This is a genomic window from Polaribacter litoreus (assembly GCF_054584775.1).
Genome location: NZ_JBTLRD010000010.1, coordinates 84,277 through 103,277, shown reverse-complemented (window position 1 = coordinate 103,277; position 19,001 = coordinate 84,277). Strand labels below are relative to the sequence as shown.

18 protein-coding genes are annotated in these 19,001 nt (G+C 28.1%); 10 read left to right on the top strand and 8 right to left on the bottom strand.

The genetic code is table 11. The features are described 5' to 3' along the window. Positions 1-9 precede the first annotated feature (9 nt). Both ybeY and ACW9UN_RS10465 read right to left on the bottom strand, forming a co-directional pair. Positions 10-420, bottom strand: a complete 411-nt coding sequence (ybeY, locus tag ACW9UN_RS10470; RefSeq protein ID WP_459486211.1) for an rRNA maturation RNase YbeY — start codon at positions 418-420, stop codon at positions 10-12. Between the two features lie 89 nt (positions 421-509). Further along, entirely contained in the window at positions 510-3,887 is a 3,378-nt protein-coding gene (locus ACW9UN_RS10465; protein WP_459486210.1) for a DUF4175 family protein, read from the bottom strand. A 113-nt stretch (positions 3,888-4,000) separates the two neighbouring features. Between ACW9UN_RS10465 and ACW9UN_RS10460 the strand changes: the two genes are divergently transcribed. The 5 genes from ACW9UN_RS10460 to ACW9UN_RS10440 all read left to right on the top strand — a co-directional run bounded on the left by ACW9UN_RS10460 (position 4,001) and on the right by ACW9UN_RS10440 (position 9,231). After that, positions 4,001-4,855 (top strand): hypothetical protein, encoded by an 855-nt coding sequence (locus ACW9UN_RS10460; protein WP_459486209.1) that lies wholly within the window; start codon positions 4,001-4,003, stop codon positions 4,853-4,855. Positions 4,856-4,953: 98 nt separating this feature from the next. Next, positions 4,954-6,474 carry a glutamate--tRNA ligase gene (gene gltX, locus ACW9UN_RS10455; RefSeq protein ID WP_459486208.1) on the top strand — a complete coding sequence of 507 codons (1,521 nt, stop codon included), beginning with the start codon at positions 4,954-4,956 and terminating at the stop codon, positions 6,472-6,474. Positions 6,475-6,476: 2 nt separating this feature from the next. Further along, positions 6,477-7,016, top strand: a complete 540-nt coding sequence (locus tag ACW9UN_RS10450; protein ID WP_459486207.1) for a hypothetical protein — start codon at positions 6,477-6,479, stop codon at positions 7,014-7,016. 166 nt (positions 7,017-7,182) lie between these two features. Further along, on the top strand, positions 7,183-8,109 hold the full coding sequence (locus ACW9UN_RS10445; RefSeq protein WP_459486206.1) for an SPFH domain-containing protein: 927 nt from the start codon (positions 7,183-7,185) through the stop codon (positions 8,107-8,109). A gap of 243 nt (positions 8,110-8,352) precedes the next feature. After that, a complete protein-coding gene (locus ACW9UN_RS10440; RefSeq protein WP_459486205.1) occupies positions 8,353-9,231 on the top strand; it encodes a LytTR family transcriptional regulator DNA-binding domain-containing protein in 879 nt (292 codons plus the stop codon). A gap of 203 nt (positions 9,232-9,434) precedes the next feature. Here ACW9UN_RS10440 and ACW9UN_RS10435 read toward each other — a convergent pair whose 3' ends face one another. The 4 genes from ACW9UN_RS10435 to ACW9UN_RS10420 all read right to left on the bottom strand — a co-directional run bounded on the left by ACW9UN_RS10435 (position 9,435) and on the right by ACW9UN_RS10420 (position 13,341). Continuing rightward, entirely contained in the window at positions 9,435-9,626 is a 192-nt protein-coding gene (locus ACW9UN_RS10435) for a Sec-independent protein translocase subunit TatA/TatB (protein ID WP_439130832.1), read from the bottom strand. A gap of 42 nt (positions 9,627-9,668) precedes the next feature. Next, positions 9,669-10,361, bottom strand: coding sequence for a head GIN domain-containing protein (locus ACW9UN_RS10430; protein ID WP_459486204.1), 693 nt, complete (start codon positions 10,359-10,361; stop codon positions 9,669-9,671). A 123-nt stretch (positions 10,362-10,484) separates the two neighbouring features. After that, positions 10,485-10,808: a heavy metal-binding domain-containing protein gene (locus tag ACW9UN_RS10425; RefSeq protein WP_459486203.1), complete on the bottom strand. Its 324-nt coding sequence runs from the start codon at positions 10,806-10,808 to the stop codon at positions 10,485-10,487. 175 nt (positions 10,809-10,983) lie between these two features. Beyond that, positions 10,984-13,341, bottom strand: a complete 2,358-nt coding sequence (locus ACW9UN_RS10420; RefSeq protein ID WP_459486202.1) for a ribonuclease R family protein — start codon at positions 13,339-13,341, stop codon at positions 10,984-10,986. Between the two features lie 111 nt (positions 13,342-13,452). Here ACW9UN_RS10420 and ACW9UN_RS10415 point away from each other — a divergent pair, with 111 nt between their 5' ends. The 4 genes from ACW9UN_RS10415 to ACW9UN_RS10400 all read left to right on the top strand — a co-directional run bounded on the left by ACW9UN_RS10415 (position 13,453) and on the right by ACW9UN_RS10400 (position 16,358). Then, positions 13,453-14,385, top strand: a complete 933-nt coding sequence (locus ACW9UN_RS10415) for a diacylglycerol/lipid kinase family protein (protein ID WP_459486201.1) — start codon at positions 13,453-13,455, stop codon at positions 14,383-14,385. A gap of 177 nt (positions 14,386-14,562) precedes the next feature. Beyond that, entirely contained in the window at positions 14,563-14,715 is a 153-nt protein-coding gene (locus ACW9UN_RS10410; protein WP_459486200.1) for a hypothetical protein, read from the top strand. Between the two features lie 678 nt (positions 14,716-15,393). Then, positions 15,394-15,822, top strand: coding sequence for a ribose 5-phosphate isomerase B (gene rpiB / locus ACW9UN_RS10405; RefSeq protein WP_459486199.1), 429 nt, complete (start codon positions 15,394-15,396; stop codon positions 15,820-15,822). 95 nt (positions 15,823-15,917) lie between these two features. Further along, positions 15,918-16,358 (top strand): GNAT family N-acetyltransferase, encoded by a 441-nt coding sequence (locus tag ACW9UN_RS10400; protein WP_459486198.1) that lies wholly within the window; start codon positions 15,918-15,920, stop codon positions 16,356-16,358. 154 nt (positions 16,359-16,512) lie between these two features. Here ACW9UN_RS10400 and ACW9UN_RS10395 read toward each other — a convergent pair whose 3' ends face one another. Next, entirely contained in the window at positions 16,513-17,082 is a 570-nt protein-coding gene (locus tag ACW9UN_RS10395; RefSeq protein ID WP_459486197.1) for a pseudouridine synthase, read from the bottom strand. Between the two features lie 5 nt (positions 17,083-17,087). After that, entirely contained in the window at positions 17,088-17,879 is a 792-nt protein-coding gene (locus ACW9UN_RS10390; RefSeq protein ID WP_459486196.1) for an aldose 1-epimerase, read from the bottom strand. 113 nt (positions 17,880-17,992) lie between these two features. Between ACW9UN_RS10390 and recA the strand changes: the two genes are divergently transcribed. Continuing rightward, on the top strand, positions 17,993-19,000 hold the full coding sequence (recA, locus tag ACW9UN_RS10385; protein WP_459486195.1) for a recombinase RecA: 1,008 nt from the start codon (positions 17,993-17,995) through the stop codon (positions 18,998-19,000). The last annotated feature ends 1 nt before the right edge of the window (position 19,001 follow it).

Sequence of the window (19,001 nt, the reverse complement as noted above, 5' to 3'; positions counted from 1 at the left end):
TGTTTTTTTCTAATTAATTAACGATAAAGCTTTATCCTCTTCGTCTCTCATAATCGCTTTATCCTCTCCAGATTTATCTTTAAAACCCATATAATGTAAAACTCCATGGATCATTACTCTGTGTAATTCATCCTCAAAAGAAACCTTAAAATCTTTTGCATTATCTTCTACTCTTTCTATAGAAATATAAATATCTCCATTAATAAGTTTACCCAAAGAATTATCAAAACTGATAACATCTGTAAGTGTATCATGTTGTAAAAACTTTAGATTTAAGTCGTGAAGATAAGTATCATCGCAAAAAATATAATTGATTTCACCCAATTCAAAACCATGATTTATGATTACATTTTGAACCCAATTCTCTAATAATTTTTCATCAGATAAATTAAAATCTGTTTCGTAATTAAACGTTATCATTATATATTTTATTTGAAATAAAAACTTTATCTATTTGTAAATTATATAAAAAGAAACTTTTTGATAAACATTTCTGATCAAGGCACTTATTAATCTTCTTTGTTATCTGAAAAATAATCTCTAACCTTATTTTTATAATTTTGCTGCAAAGGTAAGGATTGTCTATTTAATATTTCTATTTGATTGTAAAACTGCTTTTTAAATTTAAGCGCTTGTACTTTGTTACGTTTATTCTCTTTTTGATTGGTATTTGATTTGCGTTTTTTATCTTTTCCTTGTTCTAATACAGCTTTATCAAGTTTTAATAATTCGTAATTTAGATTCTGCATTTTTTGAAGTGTAGCCGCATTAAAACCTTTTTCTAAGATTTCGTTTTCTAATTCTTCCATAGACTTTAATGCTTTCTTAGCATTTCCATTTCCGTCTTTTATTCCGTTTTCACTTTCTTTAATTGCATTCTCCAATTCTTCTCTTAATTGAGATTGTTGTTTAAAAATCTCATACAATTCACCATCTAAATCATCATTAGAACCTTCTCCTTCTCCATTCTTATTTCCCTTGTTTCCTTCATTAGAATTTGAACCTTTACCACTACTACCCTCTTCTCCCTTTTCACCAGGTTTACCATTTTTATTTGGTTTATTACCTTCTTTGTCTTGTCCATTTTTATCGCCTTTTTGCATTCCATCTTTCATCTTCTTTGATAGGCCTTCTTGCTTTTTGATGAGATCTGGTAAGCTAAAACCAGGTTGTGGTTTTCCTTTCCCCATTTTCATTGACATGTTATTTTGCATGCTATTTAAAATATTGCTTAAATAATCTGCTAAATTGTTTGTGGCTGTCATTACGTAACGTTGATTAGAAACAGCGTTATTAAATCGATTTTCAGAAAAATTATATAAAGATTGTTCTAAATTATAATGAACAGAAGATAAGTCGTCTTGAATTTTAGTGGATATTTTTGGTAGACGCATGGCCATAACATACAAACTATCATCAATATGTTCGAAATATGTTTTTATTTGATTTTGCTTTTTTAAGTCTTTACCAAAGTCTGGATGACTAGTAGAAGTTTCAGAAAACTTATTCATTAATTGTTCTTGTTGAAAAGAAAAAATAACCAAATTTTCTAAAATTTTACGCAAATCTTCAATATTCTCTTCCATAGATTCACCTTGCATTTCCATCATTCTGTTTTGCATTTTAGCACTCATTGCTTTCATCTTTTTTGATGATTGCTTTTGATTTTTTTTAGCTTGTTGCAATTTATTTTGTTGAAGATTCTCTTCAGAATTTTTAAGTTCTTTATCTATGTCTTCTTTTTCATCTTCAACATCTGGCAATTCCATAGGTTCTTTTAAATTCTCATTATCTTTATCAAGTTCTTCTAGTTCTTTTTTAATTTCATCGAATTCTTTTTTGATTTCTTGTTGTTCATTAAGTGAAGGTTCTTCTTTTGATTCTAAATCAGATTGTGTTTTAGAAAGCTCATCTATTTTATTGGCAATTTGCATGGTTTTTTGTTCAACGTAAAAACGTTTTACCATTTCTAAAGTTTTCTCTAAACTACGTTGTTGTTGTTTATTTTGTTGAGCTAATTCTTTGGCTTTTTTTACTAGATCTTCCTTATTAAGTTTATCTGCCATTTTTTGAATTTCGTCCAACAATTTTTGTTGCTTATCTAGCTTTTTAAGTTCATTTATTCTCTCTTTTAAATCTTCTTTCTTTTCTTGTAAATTTTCATCTTCTTCAGTTTTTTCATCAAGATTTTCTTGGAGTTTTTCAGTTTGTCTTTGCATCATTTGTTTGTATTGTTCTTGACGCTTAATAAAACTTTCTACTCGCTTTTTATCATTCCAATTGATATTCTTTTTGTTTTGCAATTCTTGTTGAATATCTTCTAATTGTTGTTGTTGCTTTTTTTGTTTTTGTACAGAATTCTCAAGATCATTAATAGTATTTCTTTGTTCTTGTAAAAGCTCTTCTTCTATTTCCTCTTCTGTTTTCTGTTTGTAGTTAAAAACTTTACTTTTTGTAGATTTATTACCATTAACTATATCATTATCAGTAACTTGAAAAAATATTTCATAATTAATTCCTTTTGATAAATTTAATCCATCAGGAAATTGATAAAAGAAAGTTTGTATATTTTGTTGATTGATTGGTAGTTGAAAAAATTGTTTTTTATCAGGATGATTTACATCATAATAAATTAATTGCAATCTTTTTAAACCATAATCATCAGAAATTTGACCCGCAAATTGAGCAGTTCCTCTAGAAATACTATCAATATTAGAACTTACAGAAATCATTGGATATTCATCTTTAATAACCCCAACTGAAAACTGTAATTTTTCGTAATCTTTAAGATTTTTGTTGGATGATGCTATTTGATAATTTAGCGCATTTTTTACTTGTCTTTTAAACTCAAAAATATCTTTATCAATCTTTGTAAAACTAGATGTTTTATTATTGTTGATAAAAGCCAAACTATCTGTTTGATGTGTTTGCACTTTCCATGTAATTTTTGTGCCTTCAGGAACGATTAAATTTCCAGAATTCTGAATGGTTTCATCTCGTTTACCTAAATAATTTGGATAATCTAAATCCAACAAAATATTGTTGATTGTTGGGGTACCAATTACATTAATTTGATACTCTTGAGATTGAATTCCATTTGCATCAATATAAAAATTAATGGTTTCTTGTACATCTGAAAACGTATATGAAAAAGATGCATTTTGATTGTTTTGTAAATAATATTCTTGTTGGTTATAGATTATTTTGGCTTCATTGGGTTTTACATCTCCAATCGTTTTTACATCAATTGTAATTGATTTTCCTTGAATAACTTGTAAACTTTTATTTTCTATTTTAAATGAAAATGGTGCTGGAGGATTGTATGCTGTTCTGTGATTTACGACACGATCTAAACTTTGCGTTAATGAACCTTTAGAAATGGTAAACAAACTAATTACATAAATTAAAACTGGAACAACTGCATATTTTAAATATTTAGAATTCTGTTTAAAATCTATCGCTTTTGCAAAAGGAATAGGATTTAACTCTGAAGATTTTTGGTTGATACTTGCCAAAATTAAATCAGATTGTTTTGTATCTTTTTTAAGTTGCAAAATGTTTAACAGCTTATCCCCTACTTCAGGAAAATGGTTTCCAATAATTTTGGATGATTCTTCTAAAGAAATTCCTTTTCTAAAACCAATCAATTTAAAAATTGGAAAAGCGATAAATTTTATCAACAAAAAAACTTCTACAAGAATAAATGCCCAAAACAAAATAGTTCTTGCAGTTGGTTTTAACCACAGAAAATATTCTAAAAACAGCGTAAAAAAGAAGTATAATAAACCCAAGGAAAAAAATAAAATAGTTCCCTTTATCAATTCACTTGTGTAATATTTGCGTGTAAATTGATTTAATTTTAGCTGTATGTTTTCGAATGCTTTCATAATCAACTAATAAAAATAATGTTTTTGATAAGATCATCAACATAATAATTGTTAAAACAATTTTGTAAGTATTTTTTAAATTGTGCTACTAAGAATTCATAAAAATTAAAATAATGAAAAGATTCACCAAACTTCTATTTTTACTATTGACCGCAAATGTTTTTGCACAAAGCCCTTGGACTCAGAAAAAAGGAAAATTCTATACGCAAGTTTCCTATACGTCAATTGCAAATTATGACGAATTTTTTGGAGATCCTGATTATACTATAAAAGGAGAATTATCTGATAATACTTTGCAATTCTATACAGAATATGGCTTAACAAATAACACAACTCTTATTGTAAATGTACCTTTAAAATTAATTTCAGCAAAAGATTTAAAATATCTAGATCCTGCTATAGATTGTATTGGAGATTGTTCAGAAACAATAAATGAAACAAAAACGGCTTTAGGAAATATAGAGTTAGGTATAAAACATAATTTCTATAAAAAAGATTGGTTACTTTCCACACAATTATCCATAGAAACAAACACCAGCAGATATTTTGAAACTTCTGGTATAAAAACAGGATACAATGCATTTACATTTACACCCCTATTTTTAGCAGGAAAAAGTTTTGGTAAAAGCTATCTTCAATCTTTTATTGGTGCAAAAATTAGAACTAATAAGTATTCTAATAACTTTAAAATTGGTGGAGAATATGGTCATAAAATATTTAAAAATTTATGGTTAATTGGTTTTTTAGATATTGAGAAATCTTTAAAAGACGGAAATATTAATTTACCAGATAAAAATTTGCTAACTTCCTTATACATCAACAATCAAGAATATGGAGTTATGGGTGTAAAAGCTATTGGTGAGTTTACCCAAAATTTTGGTGTAACTGCAAGTTTGCCTGCTGCTTTTTTTGGGAATAATGTTGCCAAACAAATAGCTTTTACATTCGGAATTTATCATAAATTTTAAAGAATTTAACCTTAATACAGAATAAGAGAAAAGCCTTTTGTTAAGGCTTTTTTTTGTGCTTATAGAAAAGTATCTTTGCTGCTTAAAATCAAGAAAAAATGGAATCTAATGTTCGTGTACGTTTTGCACCAAGTCCTACAGGACCTTTACATATTGGAGGTGTAAGAACAGCTTTGTATAATTATTTATTTGCTAAAAAAAATAACGGAACTTTTATTTTAAGAATAGAAGATACAGACCAAACACGTTATGTTGCCAATGCAGAACAATATATAATTGATGCTTTAGAATGGTGTAATATTCCTTTTGATGAAGGTCCAAATACCAACGAAAAATTTGGCCCTTACAGACAATCTGAACGTAAAGCATTATACAAAGAATATGCAGATACTTTACTAAAAACAGGTTGGGCTTATTATGCTTTTGATACTGCAGAGCAATTAGACGCACATAGAAAAGGACATGAGTTAGAAGGTAAAACTTTTATTTACAATTGGCACAATAGAGCAAAAGGACGTTTGGTAAATTCTTTGGTTTTGTCTGATGAAGAAGTTCAAAAAAGAATAGATAATGGCGATAAATATGTAATTCGTTTTAAAACTCCACAAGATGAAATTTTAGAAATGGAAGATGAAATCCGTGGAAATATTAAAATTGATACCAATACTTTAGATGATAAAATTCTATTTAAAAGTGATGGAATGCCAACTTATCATTTAGCCAATATTGTAGACGATCATTTAATGCAAATTAGCCATGTAATTCGTGGTGAAGAATGGTTGCCTTCCATGGCATTACACATTTTATTATACAGAGCTTTTGGTTGGTCTGCACCAAAATTTGCACATTTACCCTTAATTTTAAAACCAGTGGGTAAAGGCAAATTAAGCAAAAGAGATGGAGATAAATTAGGATTTCCTGTTTTTCCATTAGAATTTACCAATGATGTTTCTGGTGATGTTTCACGTGGATATAAAGAAGATGGTTATTTTGCTGATGCTTTTATAAATATGTTGGCTTTCTTAGGATGGAATCCTGGCACTGAGCAAGAACTATTTTCTTTAGAAGAATTAATTCAAGAATTCGATTTAAAACGTGTTAGCAAATCCGGAGCTAAATTTAGTCCAGACAAAGCCAAATGGTTTCAGCAACAGTACTTACAAACAAAATCGGAAGCTGAATTAACTGATTTATTTTTACCTATTTTAGCTGAAAAAGGAATTACAAAAGACAAAGACTATGTTTTAAAGGTGGTTTCAGCAATAAAAGAAAGAGCTGTTTTTTTAGCCGATTTTTGGGATTTATCGTCTTTCTTTTTTGTTACACCAACTGAATATGATGCAAAAGCAAGTAAGAAAAACTGGAAAGAAGGTACTTCAGAATTAATGCAAGAATTGATTTCAATAATATCAGAAATTGATGATTTTTCATCAGCAAATACAGAAAAGGAAATTAAAGCTTGGATAACTGCTAAAGAAATTGGTTTTGGTAAAGTTATGCAACCCTTACGTTTGTCTTTGGTAGGTAAATTAGCAGGGCCTCACCTATTTGATATTATAGCAATGATAGGTAAAAATGAAACATTACAAAGAATAGAAAACGCCATTAAAAATATGTAATTATGAAAAAATACATTTTATTAATTTTTATATTAACCAGCTTTTACACGTATAGCCAGTTTGGTAGTATGAGAAATCAAGGAATGAGACAACAAATGCCTCAGACTCAACAAAAACCTCCTGAACCTAATTTTAAAGTAGAAAAATATCTAGGACTTATAATTTATGAAGATATAGAAAAAGCAGCTAAAAAATCTAGCATAAAATTATCTTCGAATGAGGGTAAGCAGTTTTCTAAACTTTTAAAAAAATACAACAAGAAAATAAAAGATATTAGAAGAATAAATAGCTTTACAATGAGAAGTACCAAAGAAATGGTAGAAAATTTTCAGAAAAAAGCTAGAGAAACGGGTGATGTATCTAACCAAGTTAGCGTACAAAAAACAATGGTGGAAAATCTAAAACCAATTTCTGAAACTTTAAAAGTTGAAGATTTAGCTTTAGCAAAATCATTGAAAGAAATTCTTTCAGAAAAACAATATAAAAAATGGTTGAAATACAATAGAAAAATTGGGAAAATGATACCAAAAGCACAAAAATAGTTTGTTTATATTAAAACTAAAAAAAACCTTGAAATGAATGTTTTCAAGGTTTTTTTTAGTTTTAATTCTATTATTATGTAACAAATTTAAATGGGTACGTCTAATAGTAGAAGTACTGAAATTCAGTATCTTTACAAGAAAACTTTTTAACTATAAACTCATAATTATGAATCCTACATTTATTATTTTTATTGTACTTGGTGCAGTTATTCTTTTTGCAGCCTTTTTTATGGTAAAACAACAAACTTCTGCAATTATAGAACGTTTTGGTAAATTTCAAAGTATTCGACACTCTGGTTTGCAATTAAAAATTCCTTTAATAGATAGAGTTGCTGGTAGACTAAGTTTAAAAATTCAACAATTAGATGTAATTGTAGAAACCAAAACATTAGATGATGTATTTGTAAAACTAAAAGTATCAGTACAATACAAAGTAATTAGAGATAAAGTATATGATGCTTTTTATAAGTTAGATTATCCTCATGATCAAATAACATCTTATGTATTTGATGTTGTAAGAGCAGAAGTACCAAAAATGAAATTAGATGATGTTTTTGTTAAAAAAGATGATATTGCAATTGCTGTTAAATCAGAATTAAACGATGCCATGTCTGATTATGGTTTTGATATTATAAAAACATTGGTAACAGATATAGATCCTGATGCACAAGTAAAAGAATCTATGAACAGAATTAATGCTTCTGAACGTGAAAAAATTGCAGCACAATTTGAAGGTGATGCACAGCGTATTTTAATTGTAGAACGTGCAAAAGCAGAAGCAGAAAGTAAGCGATTACAAGGACAAGGTATTGCAGATCAAAGACGTGAAATTGCACGTGGTTTAGAAGAGTCTGTAGAAGTTTTAAATAAAGTAGGTATAAATAGCCAAGAAGCATCTGCATTAATTGTTGTAACACAACATTATGACACTTTACAGTCTATTGGCCAAGAAACTAATAGTAATTTAATTCTATTACCAAACTCGCCACAAGCTGGTAGTCAAATGTTAAATGATATGGTTGCAAGTTTTACAGCCAGTAATCAAATTGGTGAAGCCATGAAAAGTTCAAAAAAGAAAGAAAAAAAGGAATAATTTATAAAATTAGTTTTTGTACCTAATTAACGCTTCTTTTATTTTACTAACTATAATTGTAAATAAAAGAAGTTTTTATTATTATTACACGTTATTAATTATACTAATTTAACAGTTATTAATATTCATATTTTATAAGTTTTGTATCTTAAATCTTATAAACTATAGCTACAGTTTACTCGTTTAGTAGATTTTATTTGTGATAGCAATTAATACTATAATTTTACATAATTTCCTTGTATTATGAAAATAATAAAAGATTGGCTTAACACACCCTATTATTTTAATCCTTCTGTACTCTTTAAACTCAAAACAAGTCTTACTTTAGGCAGCTTTGTATTTCTTTTTCTATACATTTTTAAGCCTTTTTCATTAGCTTCTTTTGAAAATTATTTATTAGAATATACAGCTACTATAGGTTTTTTTGGTGCAATAGCTTCGTTTTTGGTACTTTATATACCTCCTCTATTGTTTACTAATTATTTTCATGAAGATCGATGGACAATAGGTAAAAATCTATTTCTAATTATAATAGCAATTTTTTTTATTAGCATTGTTTTATGGTATTATACAGATATTTATAAAGATGATAAAGATTTAGAAAGAATGAGCTTACCAATTTTTATGTTTTATACATATTTAGTGGGTGCCATTCCTGTTTTACTCTCTATTTATCTTAATGAAAGAAATTTACGTAGAAAAAGAAGAAAGCGTGTAAAAGAAATTAAAACCTACAAAGAGAAAAAAAGGTTAGAAAAAGAAAAAATATTAATACCGAAAGTCACAATTTTTTCTGACAATAAGAAAGAAAGTATCTGTATTAATACTAACAATTTGGTATATGTTACTTCTCAAGGTAACTACGCTAGTTTTTTTATTAAAGAAGAAGACAATGAAATTAAAGAAAAGATTTTACGAGTTACCTTAACAAAAATTGAAAAAGAATTAGAAAATTACTCAAAAATAATTCGTTGCCATAAATCTTATATTATAAATACAAATTATGTAGATGATATTAGTGGTAATGCAAGAGGCTATTTATTAAAATCTGATATAATTTCATTTCCAATTCCGGTATCAAGAAGTTTTAGTAAGCAGTCATTAATGACTTTTTTAGACTAAAAACCTTCCCATTTATCCCTAAATTATCACATATCTTCCCATTTATAACATTTTTGATGTTTTATTAATGTGATATCTTATAATATGAAAGTATTGTATATATTTGAGACAGTAAATTAAAATATTGGGGGATTTTTTAATTTAAAACAAAAGCTCTGTATGCGTTGCATACAGAGCTTTACTTTTGTTTATGTTTTTAGTTACTATTTCTTTTCTTCTAACTTCTCTTCATTTTCTTCTTTAGAGGCTTTTTTAAACTCTTTTATACCTCCTCCTAAACCTTTCATTAACTCAGGAATCTTTTTACCACCAAATAGTAATAAAATAGCAATCGCAATAATTAGCCACGATCCTCCACTTGGCATTCCTAACAAAAATATATTTAAAGTATTCATTTGTTTTAATATTTTACTACAAAGATATAAAAAAGGATTGTATTAATCTCTTTTTTGAATGATACCTCCTACTACTTTCTTATCTTTTAACACTTCAGGATTGCCTTTGTAAAAAATTGATCCTCCAAAACTTACTTTTGCATTTAGGGTTTCGCCAGCGGTAACTTCTGCTTTTGCACCTGTGCCAGCATTTACAGAAGTATTAGTTTTTGAGATTAAATCAAAACCATTATAAATTCCATACAAATCTACATCTACGGTTTGGTTTTTTGTATTACCTGATAATTTAATAATTCCACCTGATATAGACTTAACCTCTAAATGTTTTACATTAACTACTAGATTAATAAATGCCCTTTCTTGAGATTTTACTTCTAGTTTATCTTGTTTAATTTCTTTTCCTGTAATGGTTGCACCTTCATTACCATCAATAATATCAATATTATTCTTGTAATATAATTTTACCAAAACTTGGCCATTAGCAAGATTATTTTCTGGTTTTAAAGAAAATGGTAACGAAATTTTTAAGGTGTTGTTTACATTTTTAATTTTTACAATTTCCGATTTGTTACCGGTTATTTCTAATTTTGATACTGTTGATTTTATCAGCTCTAATTCTATACCATTGTATACTTTAAGAATAGAAAAATCACCTAAATTCTTTGTCACTTTACTTTGTGCTGCCATAGATAAACTAACACAAAGAAATAATATGTGTATTATTTTTTTCATCATTTTTTGTTTAATTTGTACACTTAAATCAATAAGTATACCACTATAAAGACTTTTAAACATTTTTATTGTTGCAAATATGAAAATTTATCAACATAAAAATTATAATTTATAGTTCATATTTTATTATACTACTTTTACAGCTGTTCCTGTAATAGAAACCAATAAAGTTGCAGAATTGGCTAATGGTTCTACATCTACTTTAATTCCTACAACTGCGTTTGCGTTTAATTTTGTAGCATTTTCTTTTAAATTTTGAAAAGCTTTTTCTTTAATACTCTCTAAGGCTAAAGAGTATTTTTCGTAATATTTAGTCATGCTAAACATATCTTTAAAAGACATCTTTGTACCATTTGCAGTGTAGCTAGAATCGTAAGCTGTGCCAGTTACAATACCTAAATAATCTGCTATTTTAAAGTTTTCGATGTTGTTTGTTGTTGTTAATATCATAATTTTATAATAATTGTAAGACACGAATTTCACTAATATTCACGGATTTATGTTACTGTTCATATTTAAAAATTTCACGAATTTTTAGATTATAGCTGTTAAGATTACTCAATAATGTCGAAATGACAAGCTAAATTAATTTTTTGTGTTAACTGGTAAAATTACTGTCTCTTTTTTAATCCTCTATCAAATTAAAATCTAAGTGTTTGCGCTCTAAATCAGTCTTTTTTACTTGTACTTTAACATCATCACCTAGTTGATACATGTGTTTTGTAGATTGTCCAACAACTGCATACAAATCTTCATCAAAAATATAATAATCACTTTTGATATCTCTAATTCTTACCATTCCTTCGCACTTGTTCTTCGTAATTTCTACATAAACACCCCATTCTGTAACCCCTGTAATTACACCATCAAACACTTCATCTTTATGATCTTGCATGTATTTTACTTGCATATATTTGATAGAATCTCGCTCTGCTTTACTAGCCAATTCTTCTCGTTTTGAAGAATGTTTACACTTTTCTTCGTAAATATCTTGTTTTGCGCTATTTCCGCCCTCTAAATAATGTTGCAGTAATCTATGTGTCATTACATCAGGATAACGTCTTATAGGTGATGTAAAGTGGCTGTAATAATCAAAAGCTAATCCATAATGACCTATATTTTGAGTGGTATACACAGCTTTAGACATAGAACGAATTGCTAGAGTTTCAATCATGTTAGATTCAGCTTTTCCATGTACGTCATTTAATAATTTATTTAAAGAATCTGACGTAGATTCTCTAGTATTAGTATCAATTTTATATCCAAATTTACTAATGATATTTTGTAAAGAGGCTAATTTTTCACCATCAGGTTCATCATGTACTCTATAAATAAATGTTTTATTAGAAGGCTTCCCTCCTTTTGCTTTTCCTATAAATTCAGCAACTTTTCTATTAGCAAGCAACATAAATTCTTCAATTAATTTATTGGCATCTTTGGCTTCTTTAAAATAAACACCAACAGGATTTGCCTCCTCATCTAAATTAAACTTCACTTCTACCCTATCAAAAGAAATGGCACCTTGTTTCATTCGTTTTTTTCTAAGGATTTTTGCCAATTCATCTAATTTTAAAGTGGCCTCTACAATTTTTTCATCAACTGTATATTCTTGTCCTGTTATAGAAACATTTGCAGGAATTGTAGTATTATAGTTGTTAGTTTTTAGTTGTTGCTTTTTTGTTTTAGATTTCTCGATACTAATTTTCTCATCCTTAGAAAAATCACTCGAAATAACAGACTTTGAGTTTGTTTGCGTACATTTTTCGTCTTGAATCTTGAGTCTTGAGTCTTGAGTCTCTTTTCTATTACTCTCAATCAAAACCTGTGCCTCTTCATAAGCAAAACGTTTATCAGAATACGTAACTGTTCTACCAAACCATTGACTAATAATTTGAGCTTTTTCATTGATTTCAAAAACAGCTGAAAAGGTTAATTTTTCTTCATTTGGTCTTAAAGAACACACTCCATTACTTAACATTTCTGGCAACATGGGTACTACTCTATCTACTAGATATACTGATGTTGCACGTTCATAAGCTTCTGCGTCTAAAATGGTTTTTGGTTGCAAATAATGTGAAACATCTGCAATGTGAATTCCTATTTCATAATTTCCGCTTTCTAATTTTTTAAAGGATAATGCATCATCAAAATCTTTGGCATCTTTTGGATCTATGGTAAATGTTAAATCGCCTCTCATATCTCTACGTTTGGCAATTTCATCTTTTGTAATTTCTATAGGCAAAGATTGTGCCTCCTCCTCTACTTCTGTTGGAAATTCATAAGGCAAATCGTATTCTAATAAAATGGAATGCATTTCTGTATTATGATCTCCAGGTTTACCTAAAACTTTGGTGATTTTTCCAAACGGATTTTTAGATTTTTCTGGCCAGTCTGTTATTGTAGCTTGTACTTTATCTCCATGTTCTGCTCCGTTCAATTTATTTTGAGATATAAAAATATCTGCATACATTTTGTTACTATCTGGTAGTACAAATCCAAAGTTTTTACTCATTTGTAACACCCCAACAAATTGATTTTTTGCACGTTCTAAAACTTCAACAACGTCTGCCTCTAATTTATTAGAACGTCTTTTTTTATACACGTATACCCTAACAACATCTCCATGTAAACCTTTACCTAAATTAATATTTGGTACAAAAATATCATCATCATAATCATCAGAAATAAAATACCCATTGCCATTAGAAGTAATATCTAAAGTACCAAAAGAGTACTTACGATCTTCGTTAATTTGATATTTTCCTCTATCTACTTCTTTAATTTTTTTTGTGGCTGTTAATTCTGCTAATTTTTTTAAAACTTGTGTTTTACCATCGGTATCAGAAATACCTAATTTACCAGCTATTTGTTTGTAATTGTAAAATTTATCGCTGTCTTCATTTAATATTTTAAATATATTTCTGGTTAAGTCTTTGATTACTTTACCTTTTTTTTTATAAATTTTTCTTTTCTTTCTTGTCATTAATTCTCTTATTATTCGTTTACCAAAATACAACTATTTCACTTTTACTGCCATTAAGAAAGTGTTATGATGCAAATTTTTGTATTTTAGGAAGCTTTATATTTATAATTTATGTCTCAATTTGCTACTAATAGCAATATACATACTTGGTTTATTATTGCCAATCCTGTTTCTGGAAATGGTAAATTTTCTAAAAAATGGAAACAGATTGAACATTTTTTAAATGCTAAGAATATACAGTACTCTTTTGCTTTAACTCAGTTTTCTAAACACGAAATTGATTTGGTAACAACTGCAATCAAAAACGGTTTTAGAAATTTTATAACTGTAGGTGGAGATGGAACACTACATCATGTAGTTAACGGAATTATGTTGCAAAGGTATGTAAAATCTTCGGATATTACTATTGGTGTAATTCCTCTAGGTACTGGTAACGATTGGAGAAAGACTTATAATATACCCTTAAAAATTCAAAAATCTATTGAAATTATTCTGCAGAAAAAAACCATTTTACAAGATATTGGTGTATTACAAACTAAAAATAAACCCCTTACCTATTTTAACAATGTAGCTGGTTTGGGTTACGATGGTTATATTGTTCATAAATTAAATACACTTAAAAAATTTGGAGGTATTTCTTATTTGTTAGCGGGTGTATATGGTTTGTTCTTTTATAAAAAATCAAACTTCATCATTTATTTTAATGATCTTATTTTAAAAGAAAAGTGTTTGATGGCTGTTGTTGGGCTTTGTAAATTTTCTGGTGGTGGTATGCAATTTACAAAAAATGTAAATCCATCTGATGGTTATTTTGATGTAAGTATTGTAAAAAATTTTAGTTTTTTAGAAGTGCTGTTTAATTTACCAAAATTATATTCTGGTGCAATTGTTCATCATAAAAAAGTGGCCACTTATAAAACAAAAGAAATAAAGATTATCCCTAATAAATTAACTCCTTTTATTCAGGCTGATGGCGAATTGATTGACACAGGAAAAACTACGGCTAAAATCATTCCAAATGCAATACGATTTGTTGTAAAATAAACCAATTTTAAGTGCTTCCTTTCTTCAACAAGATAAATAACTCTAAATAATTTTAAAATTTAGGATTTTATTAACTTAAAAAAATCTTAAAATTTCTGTAACGTTATCTAAAATAATACGTCTATATAGTAAGAGAATCAACTTTTTAGGATGAAAAATCTACGTAAAATAATCGCTTTGTTCGCACTTATATTTGTTATTGGTATTTACCTAACGATAAGAACCGTACATGTTTCTCTAAATAAAACCGAAACTCCTCAAGAAACTGTAGAAATTCAAAAGGATTCCATCAAACTTTTACAAACTAAAAAGAAAATTAAAACAGTTTAAATTTTTATATTGTAAAACACTGTCATCTATAAACTTTTTGAAAGTAAACTTTATTTTTGATTTTTTACACTTATCAACATTCTATAGTATTATCATTTTTCTTTTATAAAATTTTAAAAAACAATGATGTTTATAATAGTATGTGAATAGCTACAGTAAAAAATTGATAATTTATTTGATTTTATCACTTATTAAAAAAGATTGACAAGTTATGAGTTATTTAAAAGCTTAAAAATCAATTAAAATTATGAGTTATTAACAAAAGTTGTAAACAGCTATTCACTTATTATTATGGATAATTTATGATGTTGGTTATGTAAATAAATTGTAAATTTTATGTTGATAAACTTTTATCAAAAACTTATAATTTAATTTGCATATATCAACCAAGAGCTTGTATTGTAATAAATATTAAAATTACCAAAAAAAGTTTCAAGATTTTAATGATAAGTTCTTAACATTTAGATAAGATTGTTAATAGCTTTAAAAATAACTAGTTATTAAAAATTTGTAAAATATCATTGTTTATAACTGTTGATAACTGCTATTTTATATATTTTTGTTGATGTAACTACTTGTCATTCCGATTGAAGCGATAGCAAAACAGAGGAATCTATAGATTACTTTATAAAAGAGATTTCTCTATAAATTCGAAATGACAAACTAAACTAATTTATTATGATAATTGCAATTGGTAACGATCACGCAGGAACTGAATACAAATTCGAAATTATAAAACATTTAGAAGAAAAAGGGTATACAATTTTAAATTTTGGTACAGATACCAATGATTCTATGGATTATCCTGATGCCATTCATCCAACAGCAGATTGTGTTGAGTCTGGCAAAGCAGCATTAGGTATTATTTTATGTGGTTCTGGTAATGGCGCACAAATGACTGCCAATAAACACCAAGGTATTAGAGCTGCCTTGTGTTGGAATAATGAGTTGGTTGCACTTACAAGACAACATAATAATGCTAATATTTTAACAATTCCTGCTCGTTTTGTATCCTTACAACAAGCATTAGGTTTTGTAGATATTTTTTTAACTACAGAATTTGAAGGAGGTAGACACGCTAATAGAGTTGGCAAAATTTCTTGTTAATTTTTTCGGTTATTACGAGTTTACGAAGCAATATCTTTATATACAGATTACTTCTTTCGTTCTTCATTCGTAATGACGCTCATTGATCATCAATTATGAACTTCATTATAAAATCTTTTCAAGAATTAACAACTACAGAACTGTATCAAATTTTACAAATCCGTTCTGAAGTATTTGTTGTAGAGCAAGATTGTGTGTATCAAGATATAGATTTTAAAGATCAAAAAGCAATACACGTTTTTGGTTATAAAAACGACAAAATTATAGCTTATACCCGAATTTTTAAACCCAAAGATTATTTTAAAAATGCTAGTATTGGTAGGGTAGTAGTTGCCAAAAACGAACGTAAGTTTGGTTACGGACATCAAATTATGATTGCTTCTATTGCAACAATAAAAAATCGTTTTAAGGTTGATAAAATTACCATATCTGCTCAAAAATATTTACAAAAATTTTACGAATCACATCAATTTAAACAAATAGGAGAGGAGTATTTAGAAGATGGTATACCACATATTAGAATGGATAGAGATTAGTTTTTATCATCCTTTTTAGTCATTTTATAAATCAAATAACCAAAACCAACTACAAAGTGTAAAATAATAATTGCAGCAACAATATAAATGGTAGTGTTAGAGTTATTCATACGCCAAAATTAAAAGAATTAAGTAATTTTTTTTGTAATATAAGTTACACAAAACCATCAACCTCTATAACTTTTCCAACTTCTAAATTTCTCAATTTTATATCTCCAATTCTAACCCGAATTAATCGTAAAGTTGGGTAACCAACAGCAGCAGTCATTTTACGTACTTGTCTAAATTTTCCTTCTGTAATAATTATAGAAATCCAACTTGTTGGGCCATGTCTTTCGTCTCTAATTTTTTGACTTCTTAATGAAAATTTTGGATCGTCAATTGCAAATGCTTTACAAGGTTTGGTAGTATATTTTTTACCATCAAAACCAATTTCTACACCATTTTTTAATTTTTCAATAGCTTCTTTAGTGATCAATCCATCAACTTGTACAAAGTATTCTTTTTCAAATTTATTACTTCTAATTTCTGCAGAAACTTTACCATCTGTGGTTAGTAAAAGTAAACCTTCAGAAGCATAATCTAAACGTCCAATTGCCATAATTCCTTTAGGAAAATCATACAACTCACCCAATAATCTTTTTTTTCTTTTCGTTTGATTATTAATAAATTGCGATAAATATCCCCAAGGTTTGTGAATAATAAAATGACGATGTTGTGGCATTAACACTAAATTATTTTTAAAGCTACAGAAAAGGTATTTTTACCTTTTGATAAACGCATATTTTTTTCAGAAAATTTTTGGTCAGTATATGAAGTATATTGCGTAATTGGCTCAATGCAAACCATATTATTTACTTCTGTCCAAAGCATAAAATTATCAAAGCCTTGTGTGGTTATTTCTAAATCGTTTTTGTCTGTATTTTTTAAGACGATTTTATTAGAGTTTAAAACCGGAAACGCATTAGAACCCGCTTTATAAACATCGTCTAAATCATATATTTTATCATTAGCAATAAAGGTTTCTTTACCTGTATTTGATAACAAAAACGCAGGATGATATCCTAACATAAAAGGCATATTTTCATCAGAAGTAATAATAAAATCGATGGTTAAAACATCGTTTTTTAACTTAAAATTTTTTTCGAAAGTAAAATCGAAAGGCCATTTTAAAAATTCTTCTGTAGATTTTTCTGGAAATTTGCTATTCTTAACAGCAGTATTTTTAGTGTATTTTTTGATGAATTTAGCAGTATTTTCATCCGAATAAATTAACGAATATTCCATTTCTCGCAACAAACCATGCTGATCTTGAATAGCATCTCCATTTTTGGTGTGTACTCTAAAATTATTTTTAAAAGTCGGGCCAATTACAGGAAACATTTCATCATCAGATTTTCGCCAACCTTTATTTCCTTTTTGATGAATATACTCTACATTGTTGTTTAAAAAACTTACCAATTCTCCATTTTCAATGGCAGCTGAAGAATTTAAATTACTGATTAAAATTTTAGATTTCATTGCTTTTAATTTCTGTAAAAATACCATAAAAATGAAATTAAAACATTAGGAAAATACTGTTAGTTTTTTGTAACTTGTGCAACCGTTAAAAACAAGGTATTTAGAAAAGATTTATGGCAGTAGACAAAGAAAAAGCAGCGAAATTAAAAGCATTACAACTTACTTTAGATAAGTTAGATAAAACGTATGGTAAAGGTTCTGTGATGAAATTGGGTGATGTAGTAACAGAAGATGTAGATGCTATTTCATCTGGCTCATTAGGTTTAGATTTAGCCTTAGGTGTTGGTGGTTATCCAAGAGGAAGAGTTATTGAAATTTACGGACCAGAATCTTCTGGTAAAACAACCTTAACCATTCATGCCATCGCAGAAGCGCAAAAAGCTGGTGGTATAGCAGCGTTTATAGATGCCGAACACGCATTTGATAAATTTTATGCAGAAAATTTAGGGGTAGATATCGATAATTTAATTATTTCTCAACCAGATCATGGAGAGCAAGCGTTAGAAATTGCCGATAATTTAATAAGATCTGGTGCAATAGACATTGTTGTTATTGATTCTGTTGCAGCATTAACACCAAAATCTGAAATTGAAGGTGAAATGGGCGATTCTAAAATGGGTTTGCATGCACGTTTAATGAGTCAGGCATTACGTAAATTAACAGGTACCATTTCTAAAACAAATTGTACAGTTATCTTTATCAACCAATTAAGAGAAAAAATTGGCGTAATGTTTGGTAACCCAGAAACTACAACTGGTGGTAATGCATTAAAGTTCTATGCTTCTGTACGTTTAGATATTAGACGTAGAACGCAAATTAAAGATGGAGATCGAGTTATAGGTAACAGCACCAAAGTAAAAATTGTAAAAAATAAAGTAGCACCACCATTTCAAATTGCAGAATTTGATATTATGTATGGGCAAGGAATATCTAAAGTCGGAGAGATTTTAGATATTGGTGTAGAACTTGGAATTGTTAAGAAAAGTGGCTCTTGGTTCAGTTATGGAGAAACCAAACTAGGGCAGGGTAGAGACACTGTAAAAGGATTAATTAAAGACAATCCTGAATTAGCAGAAGAACTTGAAGGAAAAATAAAAGAAGCTATTGAAAATCAAGATTAAG